We start from the raw sequence: 20,380 nt of genomic DNA, 5'->3' as shown, positions 1-20,380 counted from the left end.
TCTCACTCCTCAAAGGTCGTTTTCCTGCGATGCGTTGCCGGTGAACACCCGCGCGACGGCGCGGACACCGGGATGCCCGGGCAACTCGTCGAGCGGCACCGGCCGGCCGTCCCCGTCCGCCACGGGCAGCCGCCAGTTGGGATGCACCGTCGCCGTGCCCGGCAGGTTCTGCGGCCGCCGGTCTCCCGTCGCGTCCGGCAGCCACACCCCGAGCAGCCGGGACGGCGTGCGGGTCAGGAAGCGGTGCAGCGCCACCACCTCGCCGTCCGGGTCCGGGAGCAGACCCTCCCGGTCCAGCTCCGCGAGCCAGCCGTCCCGCTCGGCGGCGGCCTCCTCCTTCTCCTCCGCCTCCGGCCGCGTCAGCAGCCCCAGCCGGGAGCGCAGTTCGACGTGTTCGCCGCTCAGCCAGGCCGCGGTCGTCGGCAGATCGTGCGTGGTGAGCGTGGCCAGACAGTCCGTCCGCCAGCGCTCCGCCGGAAGCGGGCCGTGCCGGCCCTCGGAGCCGCCCAGGTACTCGAAGCGCTGCACCGAGGTGCCGAGCACCCCGCGCGCCGCCAGCTCCTCGCGCACCCCGGCCTCGACCGTGCCGAGGTCCTCGCCGATCACATGGACCCCGGCCCGGTGCGCCTCCATGAGCAGCACGCCGAGCATCGCCCGCGCGTCGTAGCGGACGTACGTCCCCTCCGACGGCGGCCGGCCCTCGGGCACCCACCACAGCCGGAACAGACCCATGATGTGATCGACCCGCAGGGCGCCCGAGTGCCGCATCCCGGCGCGCAGCAGCGCGGCCAGCGGCCGGTATCCCTCGGCCGCCAGCGCGTCCGGCCGCCAGGGCGGCTGGCCCCAGTCCTGGCCCCGCGGATTGAAGTCGTCGGGCGGCGCGCCCACGCTCATCCCGCCCGCCAGACAGTGCTGCAACGCCCAGGCGTCGGCACCTTCCGGGGCCACGCCGACCGCCAGGTCATGGACCAGGCCGATGCTCATGCCCGCCTCCCTCGCGGTCCGCTGCGCCGCCGCCAGCTGCTCGTCGGTGATCCACGCCAGCCAGCGGTGGAACCCCACCGCCTCCGCCAGCTCCTCGCGCGCCGCGGCCACCGCCGCCGACCGCGGGTCGCGCAGCGGAGCGGGCCAGGAACGCCAGGCGCCGCCGTGCACCTCGGCCAGCGCGCACCAGGTGGCGAAGTCGGTCAGGTCCTGCCCCTCGCGCACGACGAACGCCTCGAACGCCGCCCGGCGGTCCGGCGCGAGCGGTACCGCGTGCACCAGGCGCAGCGCCTGGTGCTTCAGCGCGCGCACCGTCTCCCGGTCGATGAGCGCCGCACCGCGCAGCACCCGGTCGTTGAGCTCCCGAGCCCGGCCGACGAGGGCGTCCGCCGCCTCCCGTGCCGCACCGCTCAGCTCCCGGTACTCCGGTACGGCCGTCACCCGTACGTGCATCGGGTCCGCTAACCGCCGGGAACTCGGCCGGTACGGCGAGGGGTCCGGCAGACTGCCCGGCTCCATCGCGTGCAGCGGGCCGAGCTGCACGAACCCGGCGCCCAGGGCGCGGGCGGACCAGGCGGCGAGGTCGGCCAGGTCGACGAGGTCGCCCATGCCCCAGGAGCCGCGCGAGAGAACGGAATAGAGCTGGATCAGGAAGCCCCAGTCGCGCCGCCGCGGCACCGGGATGCGATCGGGCACCACCAGCAGGGGCACCGACTCCTCCCGCCGGGCCGTGCGCACCCGCAGCTCATGACGGCCCGGCGGCAGCGCGTCGGACAACCCGGCCCGGCCGCCGCCCTCGAGAGCGACGTACCCCTGCGCGTCCGCCGGCAGCGGTATGCCGGCGGGAGCTCCGGCGCGGACCACCGCACAGGGCGGCAGCGACAGCCGGTCGTCCGCGCGGCGCCGGTCGGCGAGGGCCGTCCGCGCCGCGCGCTCGGTGGCGGCGTCGACCCCGCACGCGGCCAGTACGGCGACCAGGGTGTCCGACGGCACGGTGACCCGCTGTCCCCGGTCCGTCGTGTACTCGGTGGCGACGCCGTGCCCGCGGGCCAGCTCCCGCAGCGCGCTGTCCGGTGCGCCCGATGACGTCATGAGCCGTCCTCCGGCGTCGAGAAGAGGCGTTCGAGGACCGCGGCGACGCCGTCCTCGTCGTTGCCGGGCGCGATCTCGTCGGCCATCGCCCGCAGGTCGGGATGACCGCCGGCCATGGCCACCCCGTGGCCGGCCCAGGCCAGCAGCGGGATGTCGTTCGGCATGTCCCCGAAGGCGATGGTGTCCGCGCCGGTGAAGCCGAGCATCCGCGCGGCATGGGCGACACCGGTGCCCTTGTCGGTACCGGCCGGCAGGATCTCCACCATGCCCTTGACCGAGTGCACCACGGTGACCGCGTCCCCCATCAGCTCCCTCGCGGTCGCCGCCAGCCTGTCCTCGTCCACCTCGGGGTGATGCAGGATCAGCTTGTCGATCGGCTCGGACCACAGCATCGCCGGGTCGGTCGTCAGGTCCCAGCCGTGCCGGACGCGCTCCCCGAACCCTTGCGTGACCTTGAACCGGCTCTCCGGCGGCGAGGTGACGATCCCCAGCTCCAGCCGGCCGAGCACGCCCTCGACCCGGGCGACGACCTCACGGGCGAGGTCCAGATCGAGAGGGAGCGACGACAGCAGCCGGTCGGCTCCGGCGTCGTAGAGCTGCGCGCCCTGCCCGCACACGGCGAGACCGCGGTAGCCGATGGCGTCGAGCAGCTGCTTGCAGGCGACGGCGGGCCGCCCGGTGACGACGAGATGGTGCGCGCCGGACGCGCTGACGAGCGCCAGGGCGCGCCGGGTGCGCTCGGAGACCGTCAGGTCCCCGCGCAGCAGCGTCCCGTCCAGGTCGGTGGCGACCACCCGGAAGGGCGGCGCGGCGACGGGGACGGCGTCCCAGGTGACCCGGCCCGAGCGCAGGGTGACCTGGGCGACGAGATGCCACCCGAGGGGCGGGCCGTCCAGGACGCCGGTGAAGTGCCCGTCCCCGTCGGATTCGAGGGCCACCAGTACGGCCCCGCCGCCCGCCGGCGTCGGCTCGTCGGAGGCCAGCGCCTCGGCGGCGGACTCCCCGACCGGACCGGACCCGCCCGGCACAGCCGAACCGGACGGGCCGGTGCCGTGCTGCTCGGCCCCCGCCACCGGCGTCGCCGACTCCACGACGACCTCGACATGTTCGGCCTCGGGATGGACGTACCGCACACGCCAGCCGCCGTCCGGCCCCCGCGTCAGCCGGCACCGTTCCGCGAGCCGCGCCGACAGCTCCGGGCGCCCGGACAACCGGGCGATCTCGGCCGAGCGGGCGAAGTCGGCCCGCCGGTGGGCCGCCTCGAAGAGCCCTTCCAGCGCGGCCGCGTCCAGCTCGGTGACCTCCACGCCCCGCGCCCGGGCGAACGCCGTGGCGTCACCGCGCTCCAGCGCCACCCGCTCGATCACCTCCCGGTGCTCCGTCCAGGCGGACGCGGGAAGCCGCTCCAGCCAGCCGAGCGCCAGCAGCTCCTCGACCGGCAGCGGGCGCGGCTCGCCGCGCACCATCCGGTCGTAGGCGGCCAGCCGGGTCTCGGCGCTGCGCGCCCAGGTGAACGACCGGCCGGTGCGCCGGGCGTTCGCCGACAGCCGGGCGTAGGTGTCGGGTGCCGTGCGGAAGACCGCCGCGGCCTCGCGTATTCGCTCCGCGAGCGCCACCGCCAGCCCGGCGTCGTCGTCGCGGAACGAGCCGCGCACCGCGAAGCCCGTCGCCTGCGGGTCGGCCGGCGGCCGGTCGTGGCCGAAGTGGCCGGTCACCCGCTGTGCGGTACCGATCGGCACGGCACCGCACGCCATCGCCTCGGCCTGCGCGATCAGGAACCCGTCCAGTTCGAACTTGGACGGGAAGACGCAGAAGTCGGCGCAGGCGGCCTCCGCGAACAGGGTGTCCTCGTCGGCCAGCCGCCAGTCCAGGCGCACCTGCCCCGGATACCGGTCGGCGATCGCCTGGAACGCGGCGTTCGCCACGGCCGCCGAACCGTCCGCACCGCCGCCGCCCGTCGAGCAGCGGATGAGGAAGCTGACGTCCGGATCGGTCGCCAGGACCGCCTCCACGGCCCGCATCAGCTCCAACTGCCCCTTGTGGTGCACCGCGTAGCGCGCCGCGTGGTAGAAGACGGGCCGCGACGGATCGAGGCCCAGCCCGCGCAGCACCGCTTCACGGTCCACCGCCGCCGGGTCGCGCTCCAGCCAGCTGTCGGCGACGGCGCAGCCGCCCGCCACCAGCTTGTGCGACTGCTCCCGCAGCAGCCGCGCCACCGGCAGCGGCGCGAACAGCGCCTCCATGGGCGTGCCCTCGAAGGTGCTGTAGTGCCGCAGCTGGCCCGGCGAGACGAAGTCCACGAGGTCCGCGTGCGCGGCCACCAGCGGGAACAGACCCACGTGGTCCGGCCCGTACTCGACGTGCATCCGGGTGCCGGCCAGGGCCCGCGCCACCGTCGCCTCCGGGGAGTCCTCCGCGGCCGGCGGCCCGTCCAGGGCGTCCAGGTCCACCGCGTCCGCGCCCAGCAGTTCCAGCAGGCGCTCCACCTGCGGCCGGTACACCTTCTGCGTGACCGGCGCGTTGGCGGCGACGGTGCTCACCGTCCGGAACCGCGGATCGCCCGCCACCGCCGCGGGCAGCAGGTAGTGGTAGTACGGCTCGAAGCCGTGCACCACCGCCGGCCCGTCGCCCAGCCGCCGCCTGATGAACCGCAATCCGTCGACCTGGAACACCAGCGGCTTGAAGTGGGACAGGTCCCGGCCCTCCGTGCCCGGCGGCGGATAGAGCCGGTCCGGCAGCAGGTCCAGGTACTCGTTGGAGAGGAAGTGGACGTCCACGCCGTCCAGCCGCAGTCGGTGGGCACGCGTGGTCAGCCGCAGTTCGGCCGTCGGCGGCCGCTCCGGCCACACCTTCGGATCCAGCACCAGCGGCACCGTGTCGGTGGCCCGGTAGTCCAGCTCCTCCAGCCGCTCCGGCCCGAAACGCTCGCGGAGCGCGTCGAGATGGCCGTGCGCCGGAGTCACCACGGACACCCGGTGGCCCCGCGCCGCGTACGCGCGGCACAGGTTCCACACGAGCGGGGAGAGACCACCGCGCATCAGCCGGTTGTCGAAACCGCCGCACTCGAAGGAGAAGGCGATGATGTGCATCAAAGGGCCCTCTCACCCGGCCGGGACGGCGCGGGCGACCGCCGCGCGCAGTCCCGGCAGATCGATGAACTCGGTGTGGGTGCCGGCGCTCGCGCACGCGAACGCGCCCGAGACGGAACCGGCCCGCACACAGTCCTCCAGCGGCTGACCCTCCATCAGGGCGTGCAGGAAGGCCGTGACGAACGCGTCGCCCGCGCCGTTGCTGTCGACCACCGGCCGCTCCGGGCGCACCGCCGGGAAGTGCCGCGACTTCTCCTCGCCCCGCACCAGCAGATGACAGCCCGCCGCACCGGCGGTCGCCACCACGAACCGGGCCCGGCCCTCGTCGACGATCCGGTGCAGGACCTCCTCCAGCCGGCCGCCCAGGGCCGCCGCGCTGAGGAACACGTAGTCGGAGGCGAGCGCGTAGGTCAGATGGTGCGGGTTGCTCCCGTCCCAGTCGTGCAGATCCGTGGAGCTGGTGACGCCCAGCCGGTGGATGTCCTCGTACATGTCCCGGTTGACACCGGTGATCGACAGATGCACATGCCGCGCCCGCTCCAGGTGCGGCAGGTAGAACTCGCGGGGCAGCCGCAGGTCCACCGGGTGCCGGGAGTCGTAGAAGGAGAACCGGCGGCCCTCGGCGTCGACCAGGTTGATGCCGCGCGGGGTGCCGTGCGGGGACACCAGATGGCTGAAGTCCAGACCCCGCTCGGCGTACGCGGCGAGCACCGCGTGCCCCTGCGGGTCGTCCCCGAGGAAGTCGATGAACTTGGTGGCGAGCCCGAGCGCGTGACAGCCGAGCGCCACCCCGTTCCCGGTGTGCGCCACGTAGTCGTACACGGGCGGCACGTGCAGCGAGTCGCCGGGCGGCACCTCCAGCTTCTCGACGCGTACGACGGTGTCCACGCCGGCACCACCGACCACCAGGACGTCGTAAGGGGGCAAGCTCATGTGCGCGTTCCTTCCGTTCGCGGTGCGGTGTCCGGCACCTGCTGTACCTGTCCGTTCTCCAGGACCACCGCCGAGTCGATGTCGCTTCCCGGGGGGACCGTGACGCCCGGCAGCAGCACGCTGCGCCGGACCCGCGCGCCCGCCCCGACGCGTACGCCGGGGAACAGCACGCTCTGTTCCACCAGGCCGTCGTTGACGAGGTCCGCAGGGACCAACGACGAGGTCACCCCGTGGGCATCGGACACCCACCGGCGTCCCACCTCCGGGCGGACCGTCCAGGGCATCCGCTCCACCGGCAGACCGGAGCGCGGACCGTCCGCCGCCAGCCGCAGATGCGCCCGGTGGTAGCGCTCGACGGTGCCGATGTCCTCCCAGTGCCCGGCCACCTCGTAGCCGCGGATCTCCTCGCCGGCCGCGAGCATCGCCGGGATGACGTCCCGGCTGATGTCGTGCTGCCAGTCCGTGCCGTCGAGCTTCTCCAGGTAGCGGCGGAGCACGGCGGCGTCGAAGACGCAGAACGCGGCGAACACCAGATCGCTCGTCGGCTCCGCGGGCTTCTCCGTGAACTCGGTGAGCCGCCCCGCCCCGTCGAAGCGGACCATTCCGAACAGATGGACCCAGCGCCGCTCGATCCGTTGGTAGGAGACGGTCAGCGCGGCGCCCGAGGCCCGGTGGGCGGCGATCAGCGGCCGGTGGTCGAAGCGGTACACGTGATCGGCGTGCAGCACCAGGATCTGCTCGGGGTCACCGCCGAAGACGTACTCGGCCTTGCGGATCAGCGCGTCCGCGGTGCCCCGCTCGGCCGGCCAGGTGCGCTCCGGCAGCTCCCGCGGCAGCGCCCGGCCCGCGGCTCGGTACGCCCGGTCGTACGGCCCGAAGCGCACCCGGAAGTCCGCGCCGCCGTTCCACACCCGGTGCAGGTCGTCCATGAGCCGGCGCTCCTCGTACTGCGACAGCAGCAGCACCTCGCCCAGGCCCGAGGCGCGCGCGTTGGCCAGACTGAAGTCGATGAGCCGGCAGGCCCCGCCGTACGGCACCAGCGGCTTCAGCCGGCCGGTGCCCAGCGGGCCCATGCGCCGGCCCTCGCCACCCGCCAGCAGCACCGCGCGTACCGCGTCCCGCTCAGCCATGCCGTACCTCGTCCCAGGTGACGCGACCGGTGCCCAGCGTCAGCAGCAGCCGGGCCCCGGGCTCGGGCACCGGTCCCTCGAAGACACCCGGCGCGGTCCGGCGCAGCCGCCGCACCTCGGGCAGGGCACGGGCGGAGCCGTCCGGCTCGGCCGGGGTGACCAGCTCCACCCGGTCCGCGTGCGGCAGCCGGTAGGTGAGGACACCGTCGCCCACCTGATGGCGCTCGCGCAGCAACCGCCGCAGGGCGTTTGGCACCGCCTCCGGGAAACGCTCCAGGACCCGCTCGCAGCAGGCGAAGTCCGCCCGCTCCCAGGCGGCGTCGTAGAACCGCCGGGCGACCGCCGTGTCCACCGGCGCCAGACGTTCGTACGCCGTGAGGTCGCCGTGGCGCAGCAGCGCCTCCTCGGTGAGGTCGCCGTCCGCCAGCAGTTCGAACCAGCCGTGGCGCAGCGCCCGCTCCACCGGCAGGACGGCCGGTTCGCCCTGCCAGAGCCGGCGGAACGCGGCGAGATGCAGATCCGCGCAGTGCTCCCAGGTGAACCGCCGGGCGAGCGCGGTGGCGCGCCCGGCGAGCTCGCGGTACCGGTCCGGCTCCTCGGTCCACAGGGTCACCGCCTCGTGGATCCGGGCGACCAGGGCGTCGGTGAGCAGCGTGTCGTCCTCGGCGAACGAGCGGTTCACCGCGAACCCGGTGGCGTCCGGCCCGGTCCTGGCGTGCCCGAAGTGGGCCATGCCCTGCTGGGCGGTGGCGATCGGCACGGCCCCGCAGACCATCGCCTCGCCCTGGGCGATGAGGAAGGTGTCCATCTCGAACTTGGACGGGAACAGGCAGAAGTCGCTCGCCGCCGCGTACTCGAACACGCGCCGCTCGTCGACCCGCTCCCACTCCAGATGCAGCCGCCCCTTGTGCCGCTCGGCCACCTCGCGGAAGTACGGGTCGTCGAGCGGGGCGCCGGAGATGCAGCGCAGCACGAAGTTCGCGGCGAGACCGTCGCCGAGGACCCGGTCGACGGCGCGCACCAGCTCCAGCTGGCCCTTGTGGTGCAGGGCGTAGCGCGCGTTGTGGAAGAAGGTCGGCAGCGCCGGGTCGAGGCCGAGGCCGGAGAGCACCCCTGCGCGGTCCACGTCCGCCGGGTCCCAGGCCAGCCACTGGTCGGATATCGCGCAGCCGCCGACGAACATCTTGTGCGCGTTGTCCCGCACGTCACGGGAGACGGGCAGTTCCCGGAACAGCGACTCGAACGGCGTGTCGGCGAACGAGGCGTAGAAGTCCAGCTGTCCGGGGGAGAGGAAGTCGACCAGGTCGGCGTGGTCCAGGATCAGCCGGTACAGGGCCACGTGGTCGGGCGGGTAGTCGTAGTGCAGATGGGTCAGCTGCTGGTACTGGCGGATCGCGTCAGGCCGCTCGTCGGCGGGCGGCGGGTCCGGCGGCAGCGGCACCTCGGCACCCAGCAGCTCCAGCAGCCTGCGCACCTTAGGGCCGTACACCTTCTTGGTGATCGGCATGTTGCTCTGCACCGTGCTCACCACCGGCTTGAGCGGATCGTCGCGCAGCGCCGCCGGCAGCAGGTAGTGGTAGTACGGCTCGTGCGCGTGCACCAGCGTCTTCTCGCCACCGAACCAGTGGCGCAGGAAGCGCACGCTGTCGACCTGGAAGGCGAGCGGCTTGAAGAAGACCAGGTCCCGCCCCTTCGCCGAGTACGGCGGGTAGAAGGTGTCCGGGAGCCGGTCCAGGTAGTCGTTGGACAGGAAGTACAGGTCGACCCCGTCGAGCCGGATGCGGTGCGCGGTGGTGGTGAGCGGCACCTCCACCTCGGCGGGGAAGTCCCGCCAGACCTCCGGGTCGAGGACCAGCGGCAGGGTGTAGCTGTCGGAGTAGTCCAGGTCCTCGACCTCGTACCGGCCGCGCAGATCGTCGAGCCGGCCGTGCGCCGGGGTGACGATGGACACCCGGTGGCCGCGGGCGGCGAAGGCCCGGGAGAGGTTCCACAGGTACACCGAGGTGCCGCCCTGCAGGAAGGTGTGGTCGAAGCCGCAGCATTCGAAGTACGTCTCGACGATGTGCATGCGGGGTTCGGGCACGGTCACGTTCACGTCCTCGCTGAGGTGGTGGTCGGGGCCGGGAAGAGAGCGCCGCGCGCCGGCGCGTGCCGCAGGTCGATCGCGGCGTGGTACGGGCGGGCGTGGTCGCAGTTGTAGGCGAGTTCGTGCAGCAGCCGCGCCAGGTACAGCAGCCGGCGCAGCGGGTCCAGGGCGACCGGGCCGAGCAGCAGCCGCAGCACCCGCGCCCGCCACACGTCGGCCGCGTGGAAGACGAGGCGCAGCGCGGCGCGCCGGTCCGCCGGCCAGTCGGCGGCGCCGTCCAGGGCGCCCGTCATGGCCTCCAGCGAGTCGACGCCGAGCCGACCGGCGCTCTCGAAGGCCGCCTCGTCCGCGGCGAAGTACTCCAGGGCCCGCTCGATCGCGACCAGGTCCTGCACGGGTGACTGCGCGGCCCATTCCGGCTCGTCCGGGCCGAGCGCCGGTGTCGACATGTCGATCACCTGCAAGGACCAGCCGCCGTCGCCGCGCGGCCGGCACAGCAGATGGGACAGATGCAGATCGCCGTGGGCGGGAGCGGAGAGGAAGGCGGCGGGGCGGCCCTCGAACGTGGTGCGCAGCGCCGCGCTCTCGGCCCGCAGCGCTTCGAAGGCGGCGGTCCGCGCATCATGCGGAAGCGCGATGTCCGCCGACTCCAGCGCGGTCAGCCGGGCCTCGGTCCGGGCCAGCACCTCGAGCACCGGGTACGGGCGCGGTGCGCCGCCGAGCCGGGCGGCCAGATCGCGGTGGAACCCGGCCAGGAACCGTCCGGCCTCGCGCAGATGGCCGGCCAGCGGCCGCAGGTGCTCCCGCACCGTCCGGTCGACGTCGCTCCCGGCGGTCACCTTCGCCCACAGCGAGCGCATGTTCTCCCGCAGCGGCAGGTCGACGCCGTCGCCCGGGGCGTAGCGGTAGAACACGCCGAGCGGGTGCCGGGTGCCGTCGGCGGGGTCGACGTAGTCGTAGTCACCGGCCCACTCGGGGGTGCGGCCGGTGCCGCGCATCAGCCGCAGCAGCTCCGGTTCGCGCACCGGCTCGTCCAGCCGCCGGTAGGTCTTGTGCACATAGGCGGCACCGCCGGCCTCGACCAGCGACAGCGCGTTGGAGGACCAGCCGCGCTCGAACGGCAGCCGGCGCAGCGGCCCCGCCGCCCCGTCCGCGCCGCGGAAGCGGATCCGGCCACCGCGCACGGTCGTCAGCTCCGCCCCGGCCCCGGCGGCCCGCCAGGCCAGGCCGTCGAACTCCGGCCCGCCATGGGCCTCCTCGACGCCGCCCGGGCCCGGCGGCACGCGCACCGGCACGAAGTACCGCTGCCCGGACGCGCGCCCGCCGAGCGCGGTCACCACCAGCAGGTGGGTCCGTTCGTCCAGCGCGACCTCGTCGGTCCGCTCGAAGCGGCCGGCCCGCCGGCCGTCCTCGTCCATCCACGGTGCCGCGCGCAGCAGGGCATCGAGTGCGTCGTCGTCCAGCACGGCCGGATCAGCTCCCGGTCATCTCGTAGGTGTCGACACCGCGCCGCCACACCGTCAGGGCGAGCGCCAGGGCTCCGGCGGTCACCACCGGCAGCCAGCCGAGCAGTCGGGTGTCGCCGTGCAGCAGGTAGGTGCTCGGCACATAGGCGGTGAAGGCGAACGGCAGGACCCAGGTCAGCAGTCCGCGCAGGGTCGGGTGGTAGATGTCGAGCGGGTAGGCGGCGAACTCCGAGACCTGGCTCGCCGCGTACATCGACGGCAGGCTCGTCACGGTCCAGAAGGACAGCGAGGCGAAGAACAGCTTCACGGCGGTGTGGATGAGCGCCCCGCACAGCACCAGCAGCGGGGCCAGCAGCCACTGCGCCGGGGTCGGCGACAGTCCCAGCTCGGAGCCGGCGTAGCCCACCAGCACGGCGCCGACGATCAGTTCGCCGAGCCCGTCCGGATGGAAGAACCGCTCCGACAGCAGGGAGAACAGCGGGTTCACCGGGCGGACGAGGTAGCGGTAGAACTCGCCGCGCTGGACGAGCTTGCGGCCCAGCTCCCACAACTGGTCGGTGAAGAGATGGTCCAGGCCCCGCGGCAGCAGCGAGAAGCCGAGCAGGAACAGCACCTCGTGGTAGGACCAGCCGCCGACCGCGGGGACCTGGCGGAAGACCAGGCCGACGACCGCCGTCTGGATGCCGACCCGGACCAGGAAGGCGCCGGCGCCCAGCAGGAAGTCCATCCGGTAGGCGGTGAGCCGGTGCAGTCCGACCCCACCGAGGAACCACGACAGGCGGGCGTAGCGCATTAGCGTGCGGGCGGCCGTCCTCGGCCCGGTCCGCTTCGCGAGGCTCATCCGCCCAGCACCTCCAGCCGCCCCAGGCAGGACCGCCACAGCACGGCGCACAGCAGGATCAGCCCGGCCACCCAGGCCAGCTGCGCGCCGAGCACCCCGGCGGCGGACGTCCAGCCGTCGTACCGGCCCAGCAGCAGGGTCAGCGGCCCGTCCACCATCCCGCTGAACGGCAGGGCCCGCGCGAGCGTCGCCAGCGGGTCGGGCATCAGCGCGATGGGCACCATCTGGCCGGCGAAGAAGGCGGTCACGCTCTGCTTGACCATCCGCACGCCCCAGGTGTTGGTGGTGATGAACCCGGTCATGCCGGTCAGCAGGTTCACACAGAACGCCAGCAGCACCGACAGCGCCGTGGACAGCGCGAACAGCAGCAGATCCAGCGGCCGGGGCACGGTGAGCGGCAGCACCAGCGCGAACAGGCCGAGCACCGGCACCCCGACCAGGAGCGCGTTCGCCCCCACCACGGGCAGGCAGGCGAAGAACCGCATCACCGGGTAGCTGACGGGCCGCACCAGCATCACCGCCACGTCACCGCGGTAGACCTCGGCGGCGACCTCGTCGTCCACCCGGTTGGTGTGCAGCACCTGGAGCAGCTGGGCCACCAGGAGATAGGTGGTGATGCTGCGCTGGTCGAAGCCGCCGGGGCCGCTGCCCGGATCGCCGGCGTACACGGCACGCCACAGGAAGACGGTGACGGCCGCGCCCGCCGCCGCGGTGATCGCGGTCATGGCGAACAGCGAGCGGTACTGGAGCAGCGACTGGAGTCCGCTGGTCGCGAAGGGGAGGTAGGCGCGCAGCCGGCCGGTCATGCGGCGCCGTTCCGTGCCGCGTCGGCGGACGTCGACGGGGCACCGGGCGTCGAAGGTCCACCGGCCGTCGAAGGTCCACCGGCCGTCGAAGGGGTGCCGGCGGCTGACGGTTCGCCCGACGCCGACGGGTTGCAGGTCGCTGACGGTTCGCCCGGCGCCGACGGGTTGCAGGTCGCTGACGGTTCGCCCGGCGCCGACGGGTTGCAGGTCGCTGACGGTTCGCCCGGCGCCGACGAGTTGCCGGTCACTGGCGGTTCGCCCGACGCCGACGGCGCCGACGTGTCACCCGACGCCGACGGTTCGCCCGCCGTGGGCTCCTGCCGCCGGGGACGGCCGTAGATCTGCCGCAGCACGTCCTCCAGGTCCGGCTCCGGGGCGTACCAGTCGGCGAGGTCGAAACGGTCCAGCAGGAAGGCCAGCACCTGCCGGGAGGTGTACTCGCCCGTCGGGTACGCGACCCGGATGCGGCCGTCGTCGCCGGTGACGGCGCGTACCCCGGGCAGCCCCGCCTCGATGGTGCGCAGCGCCTCGGTCGCGGAGGTGCCGTCGCGGTGGTCGAAGACGACCGACCGGTGACCGGCGGTGCGTAACAGGTCGTGCAGCGAGCCCTGGTGCACCACCCGGCCGTGGTCGACGACCAGGGCGCTGTCGCAGATCGCGGCGATGTCGGCGATGTCGTGGCTGGTGAGCACCACGGTGGTGCCCAGCTCCCGGTGGGCGCGGTTGACCAGTTCGCGCACCGCGTCCTTGAGGACCATGTCCAGGCCGATGGTCGGCTCGTCCCAGAACAGCACCTCGGGATCGTGCAGCAGGCTGGCCGCGATCTCCGCCCGCATCCGCTGGCCGAGGCTCAGCTGCCGCACCGGGGTCGTACCGAGCGCGTCGATGTCGAGGAGTTCCCGGAACAGCGCGAGGTTGCGCCGGTGGACCGGCTCCGGGATGTCGTAGACGCGTTGCAGAATGCGGAAGGAGTCCGGCACCGACAGGTCCCACCACAGCTGGCTGCGCTGGCCGAACACCACACCGATGCGGCGGGCGTTGAGCTGCCGGTTGCGGTAGGGCTCGATCCCGGCGACCAGGCAGCGGCCCGAGGTGGGGGTCATGATGCCGGTGAGCATCTTGATGGTGGTGGACTTGCCGGCCCCGTTGGCGCCGATGTACGCGGTCTTGGTGCCGGCCGGTATCTCGAAGGAGATGTCGTCGACGGCGCGCACGATCCGGTGCCGGCGGGTGAACAGGGTGGAGACGCTGCCGAGCAGGCCCGGCTTGCGCTCGGCCAGCCGGAACTCCTTGACGAGGTGTTCGGCGATGATCACGCCGCCACCACCCGTTCGATCGCCTTGCCCAGCAGGGCCACGCCCTCCTCGACCAGGGCCTCGTCGACGGTGAACGGCGGCGCGAGACGCAGGATGTGCCCGCCGAGCGCGACCCGCAGCCCGAGATCGAGAGCGGTGGTGTAGACGGCGCGGGCGATGTCCGGGGCCGGGGTGCGGCTCGCCCGGTCGGTCACGAACTCCAGCCCCCACAGCAGGCCGAGGCCGCGCACCTGGCCGAGGTTGTCGAACCGGTCGTGCAGCGCGGTGAGCCGGTCCTCCAGCAGCGCGCCGAGGGTCCCGACCCGCTCGATCAGCCGGTCCCGTTCGATCACCTCCAGCGTGGCGCGGGCGGCGGCGATCCCGAGCGGATTGCTCGCGAAGGTCGAGGCGTACGCCCCCGCGGTGGCCGCCTCCGGTCTGCGCAACAGGTCGGAACGGCCGGCCAGCACGGCGAACGGGAACCCGTTGGCGGTGCCCTTGGCCAGCATCGCCAGATCCGGTTCCACGCCGAGCGGTTCACTGGCGAGGAAGGCACCGGTACGGCCGCCGCCGGTCAGCACCTCGTCCGCCACCAGCAGCACCCCGCCCTCGCGGCAGGCCTCGCCGACCCGCTCCCAGTAGCCGGGCGGCGGCACGATCACCCCGGCCGCGCCCAGGACCGGCTCGAAGACCAGCGCGGAGACGTTCGGCTTGGCGGCGATGTGCCTGGACACCAGCGAAGCGCAGCGCAACCCGCAGGACGGATACTCGAGCTCCAGCGGACAGCGGTAGCAGTACGGCGCGTAGCCGAGCACGCTGTTGCCGCTGAACGACTGGTGCCCGACGTCCCAGTGCACCAGCATCCTGGCGCCCATGGTCTTGCCGTGGAAACCGTGCCGCAGCGCGCCGATCCGGTTGCGGCCCGGTTCGGCCGTGGCCTGGACCACCCGCAGCGCCGCCTCCACGACCTCCGCGCCGGTGGAGAAGAAGGCGTAGGTGTCGAGGTGCTCGGGCAGCAGCCGGGCGAGCAGTTCCAGCAGGTCGGCACGGTCCGGGGTGGCGCTGTCGTGCACGTTCCACAGCCGCTGGGCCTGGGCCGTGAGGGCCGCGACGACCTCCGGGTGGCCGTGCCCCAGGGACTGGGTCAGGGTGCCGGCCGCGAAGTCCAGGTACTGGTTGCCGTCGAGGTCGGTCAGGACCGGGCCCCGGCCCTCGGTGAACACCCGGCGCCCGTGCTCGGCCTCCTCGGACGCGCCGGGCGCCAGATGCCGGGCCTCTCTCTCCAGCTGCCGGGCTTGCCGGATGCCTGTCACTACGGCCCCCACGGATCGGACGGATGCCTTGCGGACGACCGGAGTGCCTTGCGATGGCTGAAATGCCTTGCCGCGCACGGTCGTTGGCGTTGCGAGAAGTGAGTCAAACACCCAGGCGAAGGGGTTAGCAAGCAATTGCTGAAAGTTTCAGGGAACTCTTGCGTGGGCTTGCCGCCCTCTGCTTGAGTCGACATGGCCTTCCGGCCGCACCACGCCTCTTGCCCGAGGAGAGATCCGTGAGACCACAACATCCCCAGAGGCCCCCGTTAACCCGGAGGCCCAGGTGAAGGCACTGGTGCTGGCGGGGGGCACCGGCAGCCGGCTCAGACCGTTCACGTACTCCGGCGCCAAGCAGCTGCTGCCGATCGCCAACAAGCCCGTGCTGTTCTACGCCCTGGAGTCCCTGGCGGCGGCCGGAGTCCGCGACGTCGGCATCGTCGTCGGCGCCCACGGCCCCGCCATCCGCGAACTGGCCGGCGACGGCGCCGGCTTCGGCCTGCGGATCACCTACCTGGCACAGCCGCGGCCACTCGGTCTCGCCCACGCGGTCCTCATCGCCCGCGACTTCCTCCAGGACGACGACTTCCTGCTCTACCTCGGCGACAACTACCTGCCCGAAGGCGTCACCGAACTGACCCGCGGCACCGCCGGTCCCGCCGCGGCCCGGCTGCTGCTGACCCCCGTCGCCGACCCCACCCGTTTCGGCGTCGCCGAGGTGGACCCCGAAGGCCGTGTACTGCGCCTGGAGGAGAAGCCCGACACACCCCGCAGCGACCTCGCCCTCATCGGCGTCTACGCGTTCAGCGCGGCCGTGCACGAGGCGGTCCGCGCCATCCGGCCCTCCCCGCGCGGCGAACTGGAGATCACCCACGCCATCCAGTGGCTGATCGACCACGGCCACCCGGTGCGCGCCACCGTCACCACCCGGCCGTGGCGGGACACCGGCAGCGTCGAGGACATGCTGGAGGTCAACCGTGAGGTCCTGGACGGGCTGGAGGGCCGGGTCGAGGGCAAGGTCGACCCGGCCAGCACCCTGATCGGCCGGGTCCGCGTCGCCGAGGGCGCCGTCGTGCGCGGCTCACGGGTGGTGGGCCCGGTGGTCATCGGCGCGGGCGCCGTTGTCAGCAACTCCAGCGTGGGGCCGTACACCTCCATCGGGGAGGACTGCCGCATCGAGGACAGCGCCATCGAGTACTCCGTCCTGCTGCGCGGCGCCCAGGTCGAGGGGGCCGGCCGGATCGAGGCGTCCCTCATCGGCCGCGGCGCCGTCGTCGGACAGGCCCCGCGCCCCCCGCAAGCCCACCGTCTCGTGATCGGCGACCACAGCAAGGTGCACCTCACCTCATGAGCCCCCGTATCCTCGTCACCGGCGGAGCCGGCTTCATCGGATCCGCCTACGTCCGCCGGCTCCTCGGCCCCGACGGGCCCGCCGGCGCCTCCGTGACCGTTCTGGACAAGCTCACCTACGCGGGCAGCCTGGCCCGCCTCGACCCGGTGCTCGCGCATCCTCGACTCACCTTCGTGCAGGGCGATGTGTGCGACGCGCCGCTGGTGGCGACGCTGGCCGCCGAACACGACCAGATCGTGCACTTCGCCGCCGAGTCCCATGTCGACCGCTCCATCGCGTCCGGCGGTGACTTCGCCCGGACCAATGTGCTCGGCACCCAGATCCTGCTGGACGCCGCCCTGCGCGAGGGCGTGCGCACCTTCCTCCACGTCTCGACCGACGAGGTGTACGGCTCGGTGCCGTTCGGCGCGGCGAAGGAGACCGACCGGCTGCTGCCGTCGTCGCCCTACGCCGCCTCCAAGGCCGCCGCCGACCTCATCGCCCTCGCCCACCACCACACCCACGGACTCGACGTCCGGGTGACCCGCTGCTCCAACAACTTCGGGCCCTACCAGCACCCGGAGAAGCTCGTCCCGCGGTTCCTCACCGCACTGCTGGAGGGCGACACCGTCCCGCTCTACGGCGACGGCCTGCACGTACGCGACTGGCTGCACGTCGACGACCACGTCAGAGCACTCGAACTGGTCCGGCTCGCGGGCCGGCCGGGGGAGACCTACAACATCGGCGGCGGCACCTCGCTGACCAACCTGGACCTCACCCATCGTCTGCTCGCGCTGTGCGGAGCGGGCGCCGAGCGGATCGTCACCGTCGCCGACCGCAAGGGCCACGACCGCAGGTACGCGGTCGACCACACCAAGATCACCGAGGAGCTGGGCTACCGCCCGCACAGTTCGTTCGACACCGCGCTGGCCGCGACCGTGGAGTGGTACAAGCGGCACACCGACTGGTGGCGACCGCTGCTCTCGGCGCTCTGAGCGGGTGTGCGGTGCGCGGTGTGCGGTGGCGGTGCGCGGTGCGCGGTCTGCGGTGTGCTCAGGCCGGCCGTTCGCGCGGAGCGGACGCCGTCGAACCGCGCACCACCAGCTCGGGCATGATGACGAACTCGGTGTGCGGGGCCGGATCGCCGCTCATCTCCTCCAGCAGCGCCTCGACGGCGACCTGCCCCATCGCCCGCACCGGCTGCCGGACCGTCGTCAGGGGCGGGTCGGTGAAGGCGATGAGCGGGGAGTCGTCGAACCCGATGACGGAGACGTCCTCGGGAACCGCCAGACCCCGCTGCCGTGCGCAGCGGACGGCCCCGAGCGCCATCATGTCGCTGGCGCACACCAAGGCCGTGCACCCCCGGTCGAGCAGCGACGCCGCCGCGGCCTGACCGCCCTCCAGGGTGAACAGGGAGTGCCGGATCAGCTCCGCCGACTCCTCGGCCGACAGCCCCAGCCGCTCCCGTACGGCGGTGCGGAACCCCTCGATCTTGCGCTGCACCGGAACGAATCGCCCGGGTCCCACCGCCAGTCCGATGCGGGTGTGCCCGAGCGCCGTCAGATGGGTCACGGCCAGGGCCATGGCGGAGCGGTCGTCGGGCGAGACGAACGGCGCCCGGATTGTGGGGGAGAAGCCGTTGATGAGGACGAAGGGCACGTGCTGCTCGTGCAGCCTGCTGTAGCGCTCGTGGTCGGCGGTGGTGTCGGCGTGCAGTCCGGACACGAAGATGATCCCGGCCACTCCCCGGGCCACCAGCATCTCGGTGAGCTCGTCCTCCGTCGACCCTCCCGGGCTCTGGGTCGCCAGCACCGGCACGCACCCGAGGCGCGTCAGCGCCTGCCCGATGACCTGCGCCATCGCGGGGAAGATGGGGTTGTCCAGCTCGGGTGTGATGAGCCCGATCAGATTCGTGGCGCGTTGGCGCAGCCGCACCGGCCGTTCGTAACCGAGGGCGTCGAGCGCGGCGAGAACGGAGTCCCGGGTCTCCGACGCGACTCCACGCGCGCCGTTGATCACCCGGCTGACCGTGGCTTTGCTGACTCCCGCCTCGGCTGCGATGTCGGCAAGTCGCGCGGTCATGGCAGTGGACTGTACCTGTTGGCCGCCGCCTTGCCCACAGCGCGAGCCGCGCTGCCGGCGACCGCGTCAGGTCGGTGCGGCCCGCTGGACGTCAACTCGACCGGCGCACAAGGACATTGACTGAAAAGCATTGCTGAAAGTTTCCGCAAGTTCTTACCCGTGCCCGCTTGTTCCTGTTACGTTCCTGGCTACCCGAGGCCGCCCGACCGCGGCCGACGGGCAGCGTCTGGCCCCCTCTCGCAGGAAGGGAAGACATGACCCAGTACCTGACCGAACCCGACACCGACATCGACACCGGCGGCGGTGCCGGCACCGGCACCCACATCGGCACCGAGGCCGAGGCCGACACGGCCGGCACCGGCCCGGCCGGGAAGTCGCAGTGGTGGCGCGAGGCCGTCATCTACCAGGTGTATCCGCGCAGTTTCGCCGACAGCGACGGCGACGGCGAGGGAGACCTGGAGGGTGTGCGGTCCCGGCTGCCGTATCTGAAGGAACTCGGCGTCGACGCCGTCTGGCTGAGCCCCTTCTACGTCTCGCCCCAGGCCGACGGCGGCTACGACGTGGCCGATCACCGTGCCGTCGACCCGATGTTCGGCACCCTGCTCGACGCCGACGCCCTGATCCGCGACGCCCACCGACTGGGCCTGCGCGTCATCATCGACCTGGTGCCCAACCACTGCTCCGACCAGCACGACTGGTTCCGCCGGGCCCTGCGCGACGGCCCCGGCTCGCCGCTGCGGGACCGGTTCCACTTCCGGCCCGGCCGCGGCGCCGACGGCGCTGAGCCGCCCAACGACTGGGAGTCCGTCTTCGGCGGACCCGCCTGGACCCGGACCACCGACCCGGACGGCACACCGGGCGAGTGGTACCTCCACCTGTTCGCCCCCGAGCAGCCCGACTTCAACTGGGACAGCGCCGCCGTACGCGACGAGTTCCGTTCCGTCCTGCGGTTCTGGCTGGACATGGGCGTCGACGGCTTCCGTGTCGACGTCGCCCACGGGCTGGTCAAGGCCGCGGGCCTGCCCGACATCGGCCACCGTGAACAACTGCGCCTGCTCGGCAACCGGGCCCTGCCCTTCTTCGACCAGGACGGTGTGCACGAGATATACCGCTCCTGGCGCGCCGTCCTCGACGAGTACCCGGGCGAGCGCGTCGGCGTGGCCGAGGCCTGGACCCCGAGCCCCGAGCGCACCGCGCGCTACGTCCGCGCCGACGAGCTGCACCAGGCCTTCAACTTCCCCTACCTGGGCACCGAGTGGAACGCGGACGCGCTGCGCCGCACCATCGACGAGTCGCTCGACGTCATGCGCCCCATCGGTGCACCGAGCACCTGGGTGCTCTCCAACCACGACGTCGTACGGCACACCACCCGGCTCGCCGACGGCGACCCCGGACGCGGACTGCGCCGGGCCCGCGCGGCGACCCTGCTGATGTTGGCGCTGCCCGGCTCGGCCTACCTCTACCAGGGCGAGGAACTGGGCCTGCCGGAGGTGACCGACCTGCCCGACGTGGTCCGCCAGGACCCGTCGTTCCGCCGCGGCAACGGGCAGGACGGGCTGCGCGACGGCTGCCGGGTCCCCTTCCCGTGGTCGGGTGACGAACCGCCGTACGGCTTCGGGCCCGAGGCCGGCGGACCGAGCTGGCTGCCCCAGCCGGCCGGCTGGGCCGAGCTCTCGGTGGCGGCGCAGTCCGGTGCTCCCGACTCCACCCTGGAGCTGTACCGCGGCGCGCTCGCCCTGCGGCGGGACCATGCCGCGCTCGGCGCCGGCGATCAGGTGCGGTGGCTGGACACGCCCGAGGGGGTCCTCGCCTTCCGCCGGTCCTCACGCCGCCCTGGTGCCGCACGCGCGCGTAGAAGGCCGGAAGGAAGGCACGCGCGCGTAGGGGCCGCTTTTCCCGTCGTACGACACTAGGGGCGTGATCCGTTACGACGCTC

At 73.1% G+C, this 20,380-nt stretch carries 14 protein-coding genes; 3 read left to right on the top strand and 11 right to left on the bottom strand.

Going from position 1 to position 20,380, the window contains the following annotated elements:
- Positions 1 to 9 precede the first annotated feature (9 nt).
- Genes malQ through ABT232_RS31570 form a run of 10 tightly spaced genes read right to left on the bottom strand, consistent with a single transcriptional unit; the run spans position 10 to position 15,035 of the window.
- On the bottom strand, positions 10 to 2,076 hold the full coding sequence (malQ, locus tag ABT232_RS31615) for a 4-alpha-glucanotransferase (protein WP_351846293.1): 2,067 nt from the start codon (positions 2,074 to 2,076) through the stop codon (positions 10 to 12).
- Positions 2,073 to 5,165, bottom strand: a complete 3,093-nt coding sequence (locus tag ABT232_RS31610; protein ID WP_351846290.1) for a Cof-type HAD-IIB family hydrolase — start codon at positions 5,163 to 5,165, stop codon at positions 2,073 to 2,075. The genes malQ and ABT232_RS31610 overlap by 4 nt, the downstream gene beginning before the upstream one ends.
- A gap of 12 nt (positions 5,166 to 5,177) precedes the next feature.
- Positions 5,178 to 6,098 (bottom strand): carbohydrate kinase family protein, encoded by a 921-nt coding sequence (locus tag ABT232_RS31605; protein WP_351846288.1) that lies wholly within the window; start codon positions 6,096 to 6,098, stop codon positions 5,178 to 5,180.
- Positions 6,095 to 7,228, bottom strand: a complete 1,134-nt coding sequence (locus ABT232_RS31600; RefSeq protein WP_351846285.1) for a sugar phosphate nucleotidyltransferase — start codon at positions 7,226 to 7,228, stop codon at positions 6,095 to 6,097. Before ABT232_RS31600 ends, ABT232_RS31605 begins: the two co-directional genes overlap by 4 nt.
- Positions 7,221 to 9,317: a glycogen/starch synthase gene (locus tag ABT232_RS31595; protein WP_351846282.1), complete on the bottom strand. Its 2,097-nt coding sequence runs from the start codon at positions 9,315 to 9,317 to the stop codon at positions 7,221 to 7,223. The genes ABT232_RS31600 and ABT232_RS31595 overlap by 8 nt, the downstream gene beginning before the upstream one ends.
- Before the next feature lie 2 nt (positions 9,318 to 9,319).
- On the bottom strand, positions 9,320 to 10,780 hold the full coding sequence (locus ABT232_RS31590; protein WP_351846279.1) for a hypothetical protein: 1,461 nt from the start codon (positions 10,778 to 10,780) through the stop codon (positions 9,320 to 9,322).
- Between the two features lie 7 nt (positions 10,781 to 10,787).
- On the bottom strand, positions 10,788 to 11,573 hold the full coding sequence (locus tag ABT232_RS31585; RefSeq protein ID WP_351846277.1) for an ABC transporter permease: 786 nt from the start codon (positions 11,571 to 11,573) through the stop codon (positions 10,788 to 10,790).
- 44 nt (positions 11,574 to 11,617) lie between these two features.
- A complete protein-coding gene (locus tag ABT232_RS31580) occupies positions 11,618 to 12,427 on the bottom strand; it encodes an ABC transporter permease (protein ID WP_351846274.1) in 810 nt (269 codons plus the stop codon).
- On the bottom strand, positions 12,424 to 13,743 hold the full coding sequence (locus tag ABT232_RS31575; RefSeq protein WP_351846271.1) for an ABC transporter ATP-binding protein: 1,320 nt from the start codon (positions 13,741 to 13,743) through the stop codon (positions 12,424 to 12,426). The genes ABT232_RS31580 and ABT232_RS31575 overlap by 4 nt, the downstream gene beginning before the upstream one ends.
- Positions 13,740 to 15,035, bottom strand: coding sequence for an aspartate aminotransferase family protein (locus tag ABT232_RS31570; protein WP_351846268.1), 1,296 nt, complete (start codon positions 15,033 to 15,035; stop codon positions 13,740 to 13,742). Before ABT232_RS31570 ends, ABT232_RS31575 begins: the two co-directional genes overlap by 4 nt.
- A 283-nt stretch (positions 15,036 to 15,318) precedes the next feature.
- Between ABT232_RS31570 and ABT232_RS31565 the strand changes: the two genes are divergently transcribed.
- Together ABT232_RS31565 and rfbB are read left to right on the top strand one after the other, a co-directional pair.
- Positions 15,319 to 16,383 carry a glucose-1-phosphate thymidylyltransferase gene (locus ABT232_RS31565; protein ID WP_351846265.1) on the top strand — a complete coding sequence of 355 codons (1,065 nt, stop codon included), beginning with the start codon at positions 15,319 to 15,321 and terminating at the stop codon, positions 16,381 to 16,383.
- Positions 16,380 to 17,357 (top strand): dTDP-glucose 4,6-dehydratase, encoded by a 978-nt coding sequence (rfbB, locus tag ABT232_RS31560; protein WP_351846262.1) that lies wholly within the window; start codon positions 16,380 to 16,382, stop codon positions 17,355 to 17,357. The genes ABT232_RS31565 and rfbB overlap by 4 nt, the downstream gene beginning before the upstream one ends.
- Positions 17,358 to 17,415: 58 nt before the next feature.
- Here the strand turns inward: rfbB and ABT232_RS31555 are convergent, their stop codons facing one another.
- Complete coding sequence (locus ABT232_RS31555) at positions 17,416 to 18,444, bottom strand: LacI family DNA-binding transcriptional regulator (protein ID WP_351846259.1); 1,029 nt, start codon at positions 18,442 to 18,444, stop codon at positions 17,416 to 17,418.
- Between the two features lie 254 nt (positions 18,445 to 18,698).
- Here ABT232_RS31555 and ABT232_RS31550 point away from each other — a divergent pair, with 254 nt between their 5' ends.
- The gene (locus ABT232_RS31550) at positions 18,699 to 20,357 is read left to right on the top strand and encodes a glycoside hydrolase family 13 protein (RefSeq protein ID WP_351846257.1); all 1,659 of its coding nucleotides are present in this window, start codon (positions 18,699 to 18,701) and stop codon (positions 20,355 to 20,357) included.
- The last annotated feature ends 23 nt before the right edge of the window (positions 20,358 to 20,380 follow it).

Origin of the sequence: Streptomyces sp. NPDC001532, assembly GCF_040298625.1 — a bacterium.
Taxonomy (GTDB): Bacteria; Actinomycetota; Actinomycetes; order Streptomycetales; family Streptomycetaceae; genus Streptomyces.
Note: the sequence above shows the minus strand (reverse complement) of the source record. Positions and strands in the feature narration are given on the sequence as shown.